The sequence below is a fragment of the Pseudoalteromonas sp. CF6-2 genome, from assembly GCF_021729425.1.
GTDB classification, from domain to species: Bacteria; Pseudomonadota; Gammaproteobacteria; order Enterobacterales; family Alteromonadaceae; genus Pseudoalteromonas; species Pseudoalteromonas arabiensis.
Genome location: NZ_CP091442.1, coordinates 1206361 through 1222411, shown reverse-complemented (window position 1 = coordinate 1222411; position 16051 = coordinate 1206361). Strand labels below are relative to the sequence as shown.

Here is a 16051-nt window from a genome sequence, read left to right as displayed (position 1 = left end):
GACTAAAATGCGTCGTGGTCAAGAAACAATCAATCAGGAAGTAACCTACTCTGAACATCAAGAGCTTGTCTCAACAACCGATTTACGTGGGGTAATCACCTACGTAAACAAAGAGTTTTGCACCATAGCAGGCTATAGCGAGGAAGAGCTGCTGGGTAAGAATCACAACATGGTTAGACACCCAGATATGCCAAAAGCTGCATTTAAGGAGATGTGGGAAAAACTCAAACAAGGTCACTCATGGCGAGGCATGGTGAAAAACCGCTGTAAAGATGGTCGATATTATTGGGTTGATGCATTCGTAACCCCTATTTATGAACACGGGCAATTAGTTGGCTATCAATCAGTACGTACAAAACCATCAGAAGAGCTCAAAACACGAGCCATGGCACTATACGAAAAAATAAATAATGGTAAATCTATTTCATCTTTTCGTGAAAATATTTCATTGCGACAACTCACTTCTGTTGTTATTGCGGCTGCGGCTATTGTTGCGCTTGGCTTGATGACATCAACAGTCATTGCGGCGATCTCTTTTATGGTTACAGTATTTCTTGTTGCTCTTAATTATGACGAGCTAATCGTGACCCCAACAGAGCTTAAAAAACAGCGTGCTGAGTTTGACTCTGTATCTCGTTATGTGTATTCAGGTGCTCATCCATTTAGCGTTGCAGCCTATAATCAGCAAATGTTATCAGCAAAACTGCGTACGGTTCTTGGCCGTATTAAAGATTCGACCTATTCATTTAAAGATATTGCTACAAACTTAGATAGGCAGTCTTCGTTGACTGAGCAAGGGATTGCAGCCCAAGGTCAACGCTTGGGCGATATTGCAACAGCAATGACGCAGATGAGTGCAACTATTGGTGAAATATCTGCAAATACACACCACACAGCAGAGAAAGTTAATACGACTTATCAAAGTTGTAATGACATTAAGCTGCACATAGAAGATAACAGCAGTATGGTGTCTGCACTTGCAAATCAAGTTGAACAAGCTGCTACAACAGCTAACTCCCTAGCTAGTGAGGCGGATAAAATTGGCCAAGTTATGAGTGAGATTGAAGGTATTGCAGAGCAAACCAACTTATTAGCACTTAATGCAGCGATAGAAGCGGCCCGTGCTGGCGAGCATGGCCGAGGTTTTGCTGTGGTAGCCGATGAGGTACGAGCTCTTTCATCTCGAACTCAAAATGCTACGTCACAAATTCACAGCTCAATCAAAGAAATTCAAGATACTTTATTCAGTTGGTCAAAAGTAATGCAATCAACTAAAGAGCAAGCTGATAGCTGTGTAAGCACGACTACACATACACAAACCGAGCTTGCGAGCATTTTTGCACAAATTGATGAGATCTCTAGCCTTGCAACAGAGATTTCAACTGCTGCGGAAGAGCAACAAGTGGTCAGTGTTGATATTCGTACCAATGTAGACAGCATCAAAGGACACAGCGAAGAAAACTTAAAGCTAAGCTACAACGTAGCAAAAGATGCTGCGGGCCTTGTTGAGGGCTCACGTAAAGTGAACGATATGCTGTTAACTTTTAAAGTATAAAATATATTGATAAAAACAAAGCCGCATCAAATTGATGCGGCTTTTTTACGTGCGGTTAATTTAGCGATTAGAAAAAACCAATCCATTTTCATCGGCATCAATATGAATGATGGCACCTGGCTGATAATCTCCAGCTAATAAGCGCTGCGCCAACGGGTTTTCAATAGTATGTTGAATAGCGCGTTTTAAAGGCCTTGCCCCATAAACCGGATCAAAGCCACTTGCAGCAATGCCCTCTAGGGCCGCATCGGTCACTTCAAGCAGATAGCCTTTTTCAGTTAAACGCTCACGAAGCTTACTTAATTGAATATCAGCGATTTCTTTAATGTGCTCATTGGCAAGTGGATGGAATACTACCGTTTCATCAATACGGTTAATAAACTCTGGACGGAACTGACTCACTAAAACGCCCATCACTTTTTCTTTTAAGGTCGCATAGTCATTTGAACCTGCTTGCTCTTGGATAATGTCCGAGCCTAAGTTAGAGGTCATAATGATAACTGTATTTTTAAAGTCAACGGTACGACCCTGACCATCCGTTAAGCGGCCATCATCAAGAACTTGTAGTAAGATGTTAAATACATCAGGGTGCGCTTTTTCAACCTCATCCAGTAAAATAACTGAATACGGACGACGACGCACGGCTTCGGTTAAATAGCCCCCCTCTTCATAACCTACATAGCCTGGAGGCGCCCCCACTAAACGTGCAACAGAGTGTTTTTCCATAAACTCTGACATATCGATGCGCACCATGGCATCTTCAGTATCAAACATAAAACTAGCCAACGCTTTAGTCAGCTCAGTTTTACCCACCCCTGTTGGGCCTAAAAATAAGAATGAACCAATTGGACGATTTGGATCAGCAAGCCCTGCGCGAGAACGGCGAATGGCATTCGCCACAGCTACAACCGCTTCATCTTGACCAATTACTTTATGATGCAATTGATCTTCCATTTGCAGTAGCTTTTCGCGCTCACCTTGCAGCATTTTCGATACAGGAATACCTGTCCAACGCGATAAAATCTCCGCGATTTCATCTTCACCAACTTGGTTTTTGAGTAAGCTCATTTCTTGCATTTCCGCTTGCGATGCAAGGTCCAGTTTACGCTCAAGTTCAGGAATACGGCCATATTGAAGTTCTGACATGCGCTGTAAATCGCTGGCACGACGTGCCACATCTAAATCAAGGCGTGCCTGTTCAAGCTCAGCTTTAATCACTTGCGTGCCTTGTAACGACGCTTTCTCGGCATTCCACACTTCGTCTAGTTCGCGGTATTGTGCTTCAAGCTCAGTGATCAGCTCTTGCATTTCTGTGCGGCGTTTTTGGCTCGCTTCATCTTTTTCTTTCGCAAGGGCATTATCTTCCAACTTTAACTGAATAATACGACGCTCTAGCTTATCTAAAGATTCTGGCTTTGAGTCAATTTGCAAACGAATCGACGAGCCTGCTTCATCAATGAGGTCAATCGCTTTATCAGGCAATTGACGATCGCTAATGTAACGATGTGATAACTGCGCTGCAGCAACGATGGCCGGATCGGTAATATCAACTGAGTGATGTAACTCATAACGCTCTTTTAAGCCACGTAAAATCGCGATGGTATCTTCAACTGATGGCTCATCAACAAACACTTTTTGAAAACGACGCTCAAGTGCTGCATCTTTTTCGATGTATTGACGATACTCATCGAGGGTCGTCGCACCCACACAGTGAAGCTCACCACGTGCAAGAGCAGGTTTTAACATGTTACCTGCATCCATGGCACCATCTGTTTTACCTGCGCCCACCATGGTATGAATTTCATCAATAAAGAGGATCACTTGGCCTTCTTCTTTGGCAAGTTCATTCAGTACTGATTTTAAACGCTCTTCAAATTCACCACGGTATTTAGCGCCTGCGACCAAGGCACCTAAATCAAGCGATAAAACGCGTTTGCTCTTTAGCCCCTCAGGCACTTCACCATTAATGATGCGTTGCGCTAAGCCTTCGGCAATCGCAGTTTTACCCACACCTGGCTCACCAATGAGTACAGGATTATTTTTGGTACGACGTTGTAATACCTGAATCGTGCGGCGTATCTCATCATCGCGGCCAATAACAGGGTCTAGCTTGCCTTGCTCTGCGCGCTCAGTGAGATCGATTGTGAATTTTTTTAATGCCTGACGAGTTTCTTCAGCATTAGGGTCATCCACTTTTTGGCCACCACGAATAGCCTCGATTGCTGCTTCAATCTTACTCGAAGTAATATTAAGTGCTTTAAAAATATCACCTAGAGGACCTTTGTCTTCGCATGCTGCAAGAACAAATAGCTCACTTGAGATAAATTTATCTTTACGTTTTTGCGCGTATTTATCACACAGGTTTATCAACGAAACCATGTTATTTGATAGTTGAACATCGCCGCCAATGCCTTCAACTTTAAATAGTTTTTCGATTTCTTGCGATAACTTGGTGTTTAATTCATCAGCACTCACGCCTGCTTGGGCTAACAGCGCACGCACACTCGAGCCATTTTGCTGAAGCAAAGAATACATCAAGTGTACTGGCTCAATAAATTGATGATCGCGCCCAAGTGCTAATGACTGCGCATCTGAAAGCGCAGATTGAAATTTACTTGTAAATCTATCTAAACGCATAAGGGTTTACCTATTAAAAAATCTAATTGCTTAATTAATGGGTATGCTTAATGATTTGTTCAAGTAAGAGACGATAATTTAATCGCAAAAAAGTGGTATTAATTGCGCCAGATCAAACTTGCCATACGCCCTGTTTCGCCATCGCGGCGATATGAGAAAAACTGTGACTTATCACTAACAGTACAGTGCTCGCCACCAAAAATATTTACCACGCCTAATTGCGCTAATTGCTGGCGAGCAAGTAAATAAATATCAGCTAAATATTTATCACCTCTAGGCGTAAATGCATGTTGATGGTTAGCATTTAGCTCACAAAAGCATGCTTTTACTTCTTGCCCTACTTCAAATTCTGAAGGGCCAATGGCAGGACCAAACCAAGCAATAATATCGCTTGGTTTAGCTTTAAAATGTGCAATAGTGTTTGCCAATATACCTTGGGCTAAACCACGCCAACCACCATGCACTGCTGCTATTTCATCACCGGTGGTTGAGCAAAGTAATACGGGTAAGCAATCCGCGGTCATTATCGCAAGCGGCTGTTTTGCTACACGAGTATAAAGCGCGTCAGCAGAGCGGACTTGGTTTAAGTCACTGTCTTCATCAATCACCACGACGTCACTGCTATGAATTTGATTTAACCACACAGCAGGATTTGGCAACTGATTTGTTAGCAGCTCTCGATTTGCAAGCACGGCCTGCTCATCATCACCAACATGTAACCCCACATTAAAACTATCAAAAGGTGCAACAGAAACACCGCCCTTGCGAGTAGTACTCAGTGCGCTAATTGTTATTGGGGCAGTCCATGCTGGTGTGATCATAACGATTAAAACTCGATATTTGGGTTTGCTTTGGTGTCTGCGCGTAAAGCTTCTGTCATCGCAGCCATATCATCAGGAATCGGTGCCTGCCATGTCATCATCTCGCCAGTGATCGGGTGAGCAATTGACAGCTTAACTGCATGCAAGGCTTGGCGCTTAAACTCACGAAGCATTTGAAATAGCTCAGGTGTTGCCCCTTTAGGTGGACGTGGACGGCCTCCGTATAGTTGATCGCCCACTAGCGGGTGATTCAAATAAGCCATGTGTACACGGATTTGGTGAGTACGACCGGTTTCTAAGCGTAAACGTAAGCGTGTATGTGCTCTAAATTTTTCTGCAACCCGATAGTGAGTAACCGCGGGTTTACCCATTTCATGCACGGCCATATGAGTTCGTTTAGTTGCATGACGGCCAATTGGTTTTTCAACCATGCCACCTGCTGTCATTGAACCATTACAAATTGCTTCATATTCACGGGTGAAGTTTTCACGCTTTTGTAAAGCAGATACCAAATGTGTTTGTGCAGGAATTGTCTTTGCTACCACCATTAAACCTGTGGTGTCTTTATCTAAACGGTGCACAATACCAGCACGAGGCACATTAATGATATCAGGGTAATGGTGTAACAATGCATTCAATACGGTGCCATCAGGATTACCTGCACCAGGGTGAACAACTAAACCCATTGGTTTATTAATCACTAAAATATCATCGTCTTCATAAACGATGTTTAATTTGATATTTTGTGCTTCGTACTCGCGCGGAGCTTCGATGGTTGTTTCAACACTGACCATTTCGCCACCGAGTAGTTTCTCACGCGGTGTGTTTAATATTTCACCGTTAACGGTTATTTTATCATCTAAAATCCACGTTTTTATACGTGAACGAGAATAATCAGGGAACAATTGTGCCAATACTTGGTCTAGACGTTTACCGCCAAGGTCTATTGGAACCTCGGCTTGGAGAGAAATTTGCTCTGACATTAGTAACTTTACCCAATTTACCAGTGCAAGCTTTGCTCGACTGGGTTAGAATCGCTTTAATACGTATAGTTTACTCGGTTTTCCTCACTTGGCCTAGCCGAAGACATCAAAGGTAATAAATAAAATGATAAATAAAATAGGGAAACGTGCGTTCGCCATAGTTTTTTCAGTTTCATTACTTGGTTTAGGTGCCTGTTCATCAGCACCTGATCAAGAAGATATACAACGGGTTCCTAATAAATCTGCGCAAGCTTTATACGAAGATGCAAAAGAAACATTAGACTCGGGTCTTTATGCCCGTGCAATTGAACTTTTAAGTGCAATTGATTCACGCTATCCATTTGGCCCTTTGTCAAAACAAGTGCAAATGGACTTAGTGTATGCACATTATCAATCAGGTAATACCGAGCAGGCACTGGCAACTATTGACCGCTTTATTCGCCTTAATCCAAATCACAAAGACTTAGATTACATGTATTACATGCGTGGCTTAGTTAATATTAAAGCGGATGAAAATGCATTTCAGGAATATTTTGGTGTAGACCGCGCTGACAGAGACGCAAATCGTACGCGTGTTGCATTTACTGACTTATCAACATTACTAAAGCGTTTCCCTGATAGCGCATATGCCCCTGAAGCTAAAAAACGTTTGGTATGGTTGTTAAATAAAATGGCACGCTATGAATTAAAAGTAGCGCAATACTATTATGAACGTGAGGCGTACCTTGCGGCTGCAAACCGTGGTAAATATGTGGTCGAGCATTACTCACAAAGTAGCTACTTAGATCAAGCGCTTGAGATCATGGTAAAAAGCTACGACAAACTTGGCTTACCTGAGCTAAGTGAACACGCTAAAGCAACGCGAGAAGCGAATAATCGTTCAAATTGATTGAAAACTAAAAAGGCGCCCTTTGGCGCCTTTTTTAATATTTGCGAGTTTTATATTAAATCGCGTCTTCATCTTCTTCAGCAGTACGAATACGAACTACACGCTCAACGTCAGTAACAAAAATTTTACCATCGCCAATTTTACCTGTTTGTGACGTTTTAACGATAACATCAATTGCTCTATCAACATCTTCATCGGCGAGCACGATATCTAGTTTTACTTTCGGTAAAAAATCAACCATGTACTCAGCACCACGATAAAGCTCTGTATGCCCCTTCTGACGACCAAAGCCTTTAACTTCGCTTACTGTCATCCCTGTGATACCCACTTCTGATAATGCTTCACGAACATCATCAAGCTTAAATGGTTTTATGATTGCTTCAATTTTTTTCATTTTTTGGGTTACTTTTTATTTCTTAATTGCCTCGATTTTAGACAATACCGACTCTGATGGCAAACAAAGCTATGAATTTCGGTGATTAAACCAGCAATCATGATATTATTAAATGAGGCGTTTTATAATAGAGACAACAATGAAATCATCACAACAAGGTTTTACGCTTTTAGAGCTCATGGTCACTATCACAATAGTGGGTATTATCGCTGTCATCGCATTGTGGGATAGTTCTGACCTACTCGAAAAAGATCGTGCTGAAAGCTATCTTCAAGAATTAAAACGTAATATTAGTTTCGCACGAGCCAAAGCCACCAGCTCTGACTCTTTAGTTGTTGTGTGCGCAGGAAGTACCACTAACATTGAAAATAATAGTCGCGTTACTTGTTCAAATAACTGGCAGGAAGGCACTGTATTTGTATTTTATGATGCTAATCAAAACGGTGTCTACAACCCTGCTCAAAACGATAAAATTCTCAGAGTAATGAAAGAGCTTCCAACTAGCAGTAGGCTCCAATTTTCAGGTGGCAGTTCATTAATCTTTGATACAAGCGGGATGATCACAACAACTGCTGGCGCTTTTATCTATTGCCCTTCAAAAGCAGACGGAGATAACAATAAAGAGCTTACAGTATTCAAATCTGGGACTGCTTTATATAATGGGAATACGACTAAAAGCTGTAATTAAGCAACTTATTTGACACCAATAAAGGGACATGAATATAGTTGAAGAAACTATAATAAATGAGATCTTCACGGATGGAGACAAAAACGTATTGGTGGAAATTAAAAGGCACAACACTTATAGAAAGCTTAGTTGTGTTGTCTGTTTTAGCTATTCTTCTTAATATAGCGTTGTTTGAATATACCCCTTTGCTTGCCAAAAATCGCCTAGAAAACAAAATGCAAGAGATTAGGCGTGCGCTGGGGATAAGCCGTCATAATGCACAAACCAACGATGCATTCATAACATTTTGTGCTCTAAAAGATAACCACTGTAACAAGGACTACTGGCACAAATCACTCACCGTATTTGTAGACAATAATGAAATTGGTGTGCTTGATAGTAGTGATACAGTCATCCTTGAGCTAGAGGCAATTAACAGGCTAGATCAACTCACCTACCCTCGACATGCTATTACTTTTAGGCCTAATGGCACCCCTATGGGCTTTAATAACGGCACTTTTATCTATTGCCCTGAGTACAAAAAAGCAAGCCTAAAAGGGCTTGCTATTTCGCTAAGTTTTACCGGCCGTACTCGTTTAAAAGATACTGATAAGTGCCAGTTATAGGCTCTTTTTATCGGCCCCAGCATTCTTTTGCATTAGCTGAGCCTTTCGATGTCTTTAATCCGGTATCTGAGATTGATAAAGAGGTGCATTCGGTATCTTGTAATACAGGTCCCGATGCAGGTGTGGCGGTAAACTCAAATGTCCCCGCATCATTATCAACAGTCACAGATATCGTATAGAAGTTATTCTCTGTTTTACTTGCGACACCTAAATCAGCCAGCACAGTTGTATACTCTCTATTATCAACAAAGAATTGTTCCTGCTTATTGGCAGCATCTAATAATGCCGTTATTGCTTCTGTTCTGGCAGTACGTTTGACATGCTGAAAATAACTAGGCAAGGCAATACTGGCAATAATTCCCAAAATAGCCACTGTTATCATGAGCTCTATCAGTGTAAAGCCAGCGTTCGCTTTATTGACTTTTATCATTTACTTCTCGCTTATAAATATAGGTTTGTTGTGTCTCAAAGCCAAAGCCAACAGGATCAGTATCGCTTACGAGCTTAATTTTACCATCTTCTTGAGTGAGATTTGGCCCAACTATTTTTTTAACTTTAAACGGATTCTGCTGCCCTTTGAGACCCGGCCCTATGGTCATAAATTGGCTTTTTTCTTCCACTTTTATGTTTGTATCTTTAATTACGTCAGGGTTTTCAGTATCAGATAAATCATCACAAAAACCATTGTTGTTTTTGTCAACACAACTATCACCAACACCAAAGTATAACTGTGGCGTATCTGGTACATCATTTGATGTAGTAAATTTTAATTCGTCATAAACCTTGGTGCCATAATGCAAATGAAATGCATACAGGCCACCTGCCCCACCAGTTAAAGAACACTGGTTTACCGTTTCAGTGGCAGAAGATGGGGTATAACTTGTAAAATAAGCCACACCACCAATCACCGTACTAGCAGCCAGTGATTTCTCACCAGCAGCAGGTAAGTTGTAGTACCAACCGTAATACTCAGATAACTCAACTTCAAGCTCTGTAAACTCCTCAACATCGTCTAATGCATTACCAAATGGGTCTGAATCCATATTCATTAAGTCTGATTGCGTAATGGCGACGGGGACGTCACTACCTTGGAATGATTGTGTAGTTGTATTGATATCACGAATCATATAAAGCTGATCGTTAGTCGTGGTGGCTGTAGGCTTTGAGCGATTGCCGCTACCAATTAATACCGCATCATACGGTGTGTCTAGTCGGGCAATTGTCGATTGGCCATTCACCGTTGTTTTTGTCACTTTGCTGAACACAGTTCTGGCCACCGACGGTTTATAAAAGAAACGTCGGTCTTGCGTCGATAGAGTATTGCCTAAACTCGCTAGTTTAAAATGTGTCCATGGCTGCTTCGCGTCGTTAGGAGTGTTTGAAGGCATATCTACGCGCCAAACATTGCCGCCGGTATCTGTGGCGTATAAACGGTCAACGTAGCCATCATAGTCAGAATCCAGTGTTGTTATGTCTGAGGCTATGCTGTGATTGCCTTGAAAACCATTTTCAGTTGGCGTGAGTGCCCATACCTTTTTACCCGTTTGTGCATCGACAATATAAATGCCTCGCCCTTTACTATCAGCAGTACGAATAACATTATCTTTATTGGTATCATAACCTGCTCCAAAAACCAGCAGTGGACGGTCTTCATACCCTTCTAGATTTATATAGGTCACCGTCGGTTTAGACCAAGATTGACCAAGCTCTTTAAAGTCAGCAGACCCCCCCACAATAGGCCCATTCCACATCAGGCTTGGTGAATCAGGGTTAGTAATATCAAGACCATAATAGTAACTACCGCCACGTCTAAAGCCAAAGAAAGCCCACACGCGGTCACTACCGTTAACAATCCCGTCACCGTTCTTATCATCAAAGAACACTGAAATAGGACCATCGACGCCGTACACTTTTGTGTTGGACTGATTGTCTCTTAACGGTTTCACTATTTTATATAAGCTACTTGGCATAAATGCCCAGCTTTCTTTTAGCACGTCATTTTTATCTTGAAAAAGATGCAAAAAACCCGCATTGGTGCCAATTAGAATACGTATATCGTCATTACCATAATCTATTGTCACAGGCTTTGAGTGCAACGGATCACCGAAAATATCTTGGCGTTGATCAATTGAAGATGCATCTTCATCCTCATTATCAACATCGATTCCCCTTGCCCAATCAATCGTTTTTTGTAATTGAGACTTGTCCACTCCAAACGCAGCTGCCGCTTTATCATCTCCGCCAAGCGCATTAGATACATTACTTTTCGTAAAGCTGATTAAAGCTGACGAGCCTGCATCAGTATAAAGTTTTCGACTTGCAAGGCTACTCAACAGCAAGTTAACACCGCCGCGTTGCACTGTATTACCATCAGCTTCCTCGTTATCTGGTAACCAATATGTACGCGCTTTGTTTGATATAAGCCCATCTTCATTTAAAGCTGGTTTACCTGTCGAATCAACAATTTGTTCACCAGACACTTTTAGTTTTTTTAGATTACCTCGCCAACGAGCACCTGTTTCTGGATAAAACATTGCATAGTAAATATCTTCACGACTACGGGTTTGATCAACGTTATTACTCGCGATGGACGGTGAGGTAAAACTATCGTTTACTTCACGGATTTGAGTAATGGTATTTTTAAGTGCCTGCGATAATTGCTCAGAGGTATTCGCGTGGAGGTATTGGCCGCCACCTAGCTTAGCCGTTTCCGATAGTAAGCGTTTACCATTATTACTCATACCGCTACCAAAGCCGATTGTGTATACTCGCCCTGTTTCATGAATATCCGGTGTTGAAGGAAATAAATCCACGTCAACATCCTCAGTACCGTGAATTATCTGAGCAAGCTTGTGTAGGTATACACCGGCTATTTTGTCTGTACTAGATAGATATTGATTAAAATAAGTGTAATACAAAGAGCTAATATTGCTATTTTGCTCGCCATCTTGGTCAGCAGAAGGATCCCCATCGGTCATATAAATAACGTTAACTGAATTATCACAACGTTTGGCTTCTTCTGTAGTATCAAAAGGTGAATTATAAGTATAACTATAACTAGGTCGCCACCACGGTCCTGATCGAACCCTCGTTTCTATAGTTGTGTCACGCTGGGCTTCACTGACGTTTTGTCCATAAAATACGCTTTGCCCTGTAATATAGAGATATGCCTCCCATAATGTCTCCGTTAAGGGCGTACCACCATCAGCAGGGAGAGCTGAAAGAGTTTGCTTTAAAAGTGATGTCGATGAGCCAATACCTGCGAGTACATAGCCCCCTTCTGTACCATTAAATCTCATCAGGCCAAAATCAATATCGTCATTGTCATCAACCAAGCTGGTAATTGCACCCTGTGCAACCCCCAAGCGACTATCAGGACATACTACGTAGCCAGTATAATAGTTATAGCCACAACTGTTACCTGTTGCTGTTGAAAACGCCATACTTCCTGAGGTATCAAACACAATCAGAACGCGTGGTCTCTCATCTAAATCTACATTATGGTTAACATAGAGCTCAATATCTTCTGCTTGCACCGACATACCAGATAGCGTTATGAAACCGAGCAGTATACTGCGAGTTAAACGTTTAATTTTCATCATAAATCTCCAGTTAACCACCCGAATTCACGTTCGCCATCTCTTGGGCAACACCTGTGACAACGGTTAATGTGTGCTTGCTCTTGGAACCATAAGTAAGGCTTGTGTCAATTTGCACCATATTACAAACAATACCTGGGGTCGGATCAAACTTGCGTGGGCAAAGTAATGCTGATGGCCCTTTGTTCATATTTTTAAGTGTGCTTGTCTCATTATCAACTTTGTTCATTTTAAAACCCTCAGCAGGTATTTTTGCGGGTTTCAATAAAAATGCACTTTTACCGTCTTCGAGTGCTTCTTTTGCAATGACCTCTTGAACAATACCGATTAGTTTGTTCTCGGCGGCATCCCGCTCTTGAGCCGCATTCGTAATTTTTATATCAATGCTACTGCTACTCATTAAGGTAACCGCTATTCCAGTTACAGCCACAACCATAATCAAGGCGACTATCAGCACAACACCTTGTTGTTTTTTTACCGAAACTAAATGCGCCATAGGTTTGCTCCTACGTTATTTAAGCGGATAGTCGTAGTGAACAACGCACGCCTGAAGTTATCATTAAATGTGAGCTCTCGCTTATTAGCATCTTCGCCCAACGTATAGGTTTGATTTTTCAACTTCAGATTTGCATCAGGCATTAACGACCTTGTGAGTAAAAAGACCTGAACAGTTAAAATACTTTGACGGCTTTCCCAATCAGAATTAGTCATATTTTCAATACTTTTATAGGTATCAACACGGCTGTTATTTGTTGTATCTAGGCCAAATACAAAGCGTATGTCTTCAACCCCTTCCATAATGGTTTCGGTCACCATGCCTGAGCCAGGTCTTAATCGTTTGCGCATCAGTACAGGTACAGAGACTTGCTGTTCATTGATGGTGAATGTTTGCTCAGAAATATAGTAAACATGATGACGATAACGCCATACAGTCGCATTACCGCTTATGCTTGCAGCATCAACAGGGCCCCGACGAAACTCACCTCTATCTTGTTCAGCAATAAAATAGTAAAAATTATTGTTTGTATCAGCAGGTGCTATCTCTAAGCCTTCTAAAAACTTTACTTGCAGAACATCGGTATCTTTTTTTACATTATTAATGCAGCTTAATGCAGTATTATCGCTTGTATTTACCGCATAAACAGAGCGAAAGTTAGTAACGGATGCCGCGTCAGGGAAACTGCCGTTATTGAGACCCCCAAAACAATCGTTACCAGGATTGGTTAAAGTATCCGTATTTTCAGATGTCATTGATTTTTCGTAATATGTTCCCCAAAAACCTATTTGCTCAATGTCACGCTGCATTATATTCATTGCAAGTCGGCCCGTTTCTTGAAGTTCACCTATTGTCATCGTGTCTCGGGTAGTGACTTTCATACTCAAATAAGTGAACATGACTCCGCCCAACACCAGGCCACCTATAAACAGTGCAACCATCATTTCGACTAATGTAAAGCCAATATGCTTTTTCATATCAAGACCTTAGATATATATAACTTTCGAGTACAATTAAGCGTCGTTTATCATTTGATGCGCCACAATCAACTGCTGCTGTATCACTGTTTGCTTTAATCTTTTGACGGCCTTGCCAACTGATAACCACTTCAATATTAAATTCATTTGCTGTGCCCAGCGACGCTGCATTTATACACACGGTTGCATCATCTAAAGCCCCCGTATTCTCACGCGCTTGAATAGCTCTCACCCACTGCTGTTTATCAAGTGCCGCCACTTGCTCTGCAGAGCAAGCGTTATTAAAGCACTGTAAATTTGTATTTAATGGTGTGTCACTGGTTAATGTTCCGTTATAACGACCTGCAAACCCTGCCGTGTCATTCGCACGCATTCGCTGGATAATATCGTTACCCAAAGCAATAGCCGCTGCACGCTGCATTGAGTCAAAACTCGCTTGCTTTGCCTTTGCTTGAAGTGCCACAGCACCGAGCAAGCCAAAGCTTAAGATCACAAAAGCTATAAGCACTTCGATTAGCGTAAAGCCTTGGACTTGTGATTTGTTTAACATAATGAATTCAATTGATACTTTTCCATAGATTAAGCATAAGGTGGGGTCAATAAATAGCAATATAAGAATGGATGAGCGGTCATTTTTATTGATAAACGGTACATTAAGCCACGCTATTTACCCATAATAGCCTTAACAGACTTTACTTCTCGTCGACTTATAACAAATTTTGTCGACACACCATCTAACATCAACGAGTGCACACCATCGTCATGGGTCATACTATAAATTCGGTTTTTATTAACCAATGTATTACGGTGAATGCGCATTAATTGCGCTGGGTACTGATGTTCAAGCTGTTTTAAACTTTGCTCGACTAAAGCTTCGCCACCGTCAAAGATTAAACGCGTATATTTTTGCTCAGCTGTACAACAAATTATATCTTCAATATGCACTCGCTTAATGACCCCTGCAAGTTGATAGCTAATATAAAGATCATCACTTTTACTCACTTGAGCACGATTTAATCTTCTCAGTTGAGACAGCGTTTTCGATAATGCATCCGCTGTAACGGGTTTAACTAAATAACCGTCAACAGCAAGCTCAAAAGCTTCGAGCGCGTGCTCTGGGTGTGCTGTTAAAAACACTACGGCAGGTGGAATAGTCAGCTGTTTCAATACGGCTGCAACGTCCATCCCTGAGCACTTTGGCATGTTAATATCTAAAAGGACTAAATCAGGTTGTAACTGTTGGCATAACTTAACTGCCAACTCGCCATCCTCAGCATCGGCTATCACCTCATATTGAGGGTGCGCTGCGAGTAAGCGTTTTATACGGGCCCGTGCTAGCGGTTCATCATCAACAATTAATGTACTTATCATTGTATTTTTAGCCTTGGTAGCACAAGTTTCACTCTAAACTCCCCCTCTCTTTGAGTGGTCAGTAACTGGGCTTTATAGTTATAAAAAAGCTCTAAACGCTGGCGAATATTTTCAAGCGCCATGCCGTTACCACTTGGCGAAGCACCCTTATTTTTGTAAAGCGGATTAGTAATTATAAACGTGTAACTTTTATCTGAAACATGCATAGAAATATTAATCCTCGCTCCCTTATCTGCCGGCTCGACACCATAACAAACAGCATTTTCAATCAGTGGCTGAATTGTTAAACAGGGAATATCTAATTCTGGTATGTCATCAGGTAATTGCCAACACACCACTAAGCGCTCACCATAACGCCATTTTTCTAAGCTAATATATTGCTGACATAAGCTTATTTCATCACTTAAACTAATTGCCTTACCGCTTCTCATTGCTGCCTGCGACAAAGCGGCTAAAGCTAAAATAGCCTGCTCAGCCGCATTAGCATCATGGTGAGTCAGTTCTGCTGCGGTATTTAAACTGTTAAATAAAAAATGCGGTCTAATACGTGCTTGTAAAGCATCCAGTTCTGCTTGGATTAACGCTTTTGTCTGCTGCTCTTTTTGATTATGAATAGAAATAAACTGTACAAAAAGCACTGTCACTAAAAAGATAATCAGCATATTGCTTGCTAAAAAATGAGTTAGGGAGTCAACCTGATAAAGTTCATCAAAAAGACTGAGCACAAAAAAGCTGTACAAGCATGTTAATAAAAGAAGTAAGGAACTTAAGGCAATGACTTGCCATGTATTTGATAATCTAGCAAGCGGCCCTCTAGAAACATAAAGCACGGCAACGCTAGTCAGAAAAACAAGGTGTAAAAAGAAACTAAAGACAGCTAGGCGAAGCCACACATCACCATAGCTGGCAGGCGAAAAAGCCAATAAAACAGCAATGGTTTGGCTGACGACGAGGGTTGCGAGTACCCCTCTGGATTGAAAAAGAGCCTCAATCAGCAAACCGTTTTTAGTTGGCTGTTTGCTCATGGGCTCTCCTA

Annotated in this window: 15 protein-coding genes; 4 read left to right on the top strand and 11 right to left on the bottom strand. The window is 41.5% G+C overall.

What is annotated here, in order from left to right:
* Positions 1-7: 7 nt before the first annotated feature.
* Positions 8-1555, top strand: a complete 1548-nt coding sequence (locus L3Q70_RS05590; protein ID WP_237115039.1) for a PAS domain-containing methyl-accepting chemotaxis protein — start codon at positions 8-10, stop codon at positions 1553-1555.
* 60 nt (positions 1556-1615) lie between these two features.
* Here the strand turns inward: L3Q70_RS05590 and clpB are convergent, their stop codons facing one another.
* The 3 genes from clpB to rluD form a co-directional block, all read right to left on the bottom strand.
* Positions 1616-4192 carry an ATP-dependent chaperone ClpB gene (gene clpB / locus L3Q70_RS05585; protein WP_130151258.1) on the bottom strand — a complete coding sequence of 859 codons (2577 nt, stop codon included), beginning with the start codon at positions 4190-4192 and terminating at the stop codon, positions 1616-1618.
* A gap of 98 nt (positions 4193-4290) precedes the next feature.
* Positions 4291-5013 carry a peptidoglycan editing factor PgeF gene (gene pgeF, locus L3Q70_RS05580; RefSeq protein WP_062570527.1) on the bottom strand — a complete coding sequence of 241 codons (723 nt, stop codon included), beginning with the start codon at positions 5011-5013 and terminating at the stop codon, positions 4291-4293.
* A gap of 5 nt (positions 5014-5018) precedes the next feature.
* Positions 5019-5996 (bottom strand): 23S rRNA pseudouridine(1911/1915/1917) synthase RluD, encoded by a 978-nt coding sequence (rluD, locus tag L3Q70_RS05575; protein WP_062570526.1) that lies wholly within the window; start codon positions 5994-5996, stop codon positions 5019-5021.
* Between the two features lie 124 nt (positions 5997-6120).
* Here rluD and L3Q70_RS05570 point away from each other — a divergent pair, with 124 nt between their 5' ends.
* Positions 6121-6885 carry an outer membrane protein assembly factor BamD gene (locus tag L3Q70_RS05570; RefSeq protein ID WP_062570525.1) on the top strand — a complete coding sequence of 255 codons (765 nt, stop codon included), beginning with the start codon at positions 6121-6123 and terminating at the stop codon, positions 6883-6885.
* Between the two features lie 55 nt (positions 6886-6940).
* On the opposite strand, the gene glnB is transcribed toward L3Q70_RS05570, so the two are convergent.
* The gene (glnB, locus tag L3Q70_RS05565) at positions 6941-7279 is read right to left on the bottom strand and encodes a nitrogen regulatory protein P-II (protein WP_062570524.1); all 339 of its coding nucleotides are present in this window, start codon (positions 7277-7279) and stop codon (positions 6941-6943) included.
* 139 nt (positions 7280-7418) lie between these two features.
* Here glnB and L3Q70_RS05560 point away from each other — a divergent pair, with 139 nt between their 5' ends.
* Positions 7419-7967 carry a GspH/FimT family pseudopilin gene (locus L3Q70_RS05560; protein ID WP_062570523.1) on the top strand — a complete coding sequence of 183 codons (549 nt, stop codon included), beginning with the start codon at positions 7419-7421 and terminating at the stop codon, positions 7965-7967.
* Between the two features lie 71 nt (positions 7968-8038).
* On the top strand, positions 8039-8572 hold the full coding sequence (locus L3Q70_RS05555; protein ID WP_062570522.1) for a GspH/FimT family pseudopilin: 534 nt from the start codon (positions 8039-8041) through the stop codon (positions 8570-8572).
* Positions 8573-8579: 7 nt separating this feature from the next.
* On the opposite strand, the gene L3Q70_RS05550 is transcribed toward L3Q70_RS05555, so the two are convergent.
* The 7 genes from L3Q70_RS05550 to L3Q70_RS05520 all read right to left on the bottom strand — a co-directional run bounded on the left by L3Q70_RS05550 (position 8580) and on the right by L3Q70_RS05520 (position 16040).
* Complete coding sequence (locus L3Q70_RS05550; protein ID WP_062570521.1) at positions 8580-9002, bottom strand: type IV pilin protein; 423 nt, start codon at positions 9000-9002, stop codon at positions 8580-8582.
* Positions 8986-12171, bottom strand: a complete 3186-nt coding sequence (locus L3Q70_RS05545; RefSeq protein WP_237115241.1) for a PilC/PilY family type IV pilus protein — start codon at positions 12169-12171, stop codon at positions 8986-8988. The genes L3Q70_RS05550 and L3Q70_RS05545 overlap by 17 nt, the downstream gene beginning before the upstream one ends.
* Positions 12172-12184: 13 nt before the next feature.
* Positions 12185-12667 (bottom strand): pilus assembly protein PilX, encoded by a 483-nt coding sequence (locus L3Q70_RS05540; RefSeq protein ID WP_237115038.1) that lies wholly within the window; start codon positions 12665-12667, stop codon positions 12185-12187.
* Positions 12655-13644: a PilW family protein gene (locus tag L3Q70_RS05535; RefSeq protein WP_237115037.1), complete on the bottom strand. Its 990-nt coding sequence runs from the start codon at positions 13642-13644 to the stop codon at positions 12655-12657. Before L3Q70_RS05535 ends, L3Q70_RS05540 begins: the two co-directional genes overlap by 13 nt.
* A 1-nt stretch (position 13645) precedes the next feature.
* Entirely contained in the window at positions 13646-14194 is a 549-nt protein-coding gene (gene pilV, locus L3Q70_RS05530) for a type IV pilus modification protein PilV (protein ID WP_062570517.1), read from the bottom strand.
* Positions 14195-14307: 113 nt separating this feature from the next.
* A complete protein-coding gene (locus tag L3Q70_RS05525; RefSeq protein WP_267135596.1) occupies positions 14308-15015 on the bottom strand; it encodes a LytTR family DNA-binding domain-containing protein in 708 nt (235 codons plus the stop codon).
* Positions 15012-16040: a histidine kinase gene (locus L3Q70_RS05520; protein WP_237115036.1), complete on the bottom strand. Its 1029-nt coding sequence runs from the start codon at positions 16038-16040 to the stop codon at positions 15012-15014. The genes L3Q70_RS05525 and L3Q70_RS05520 overlap by 4 nt, the downstream gene beginning before the upstream one ends.
* Positions 16041-16051: the final 11 nt, after the last annotated feature.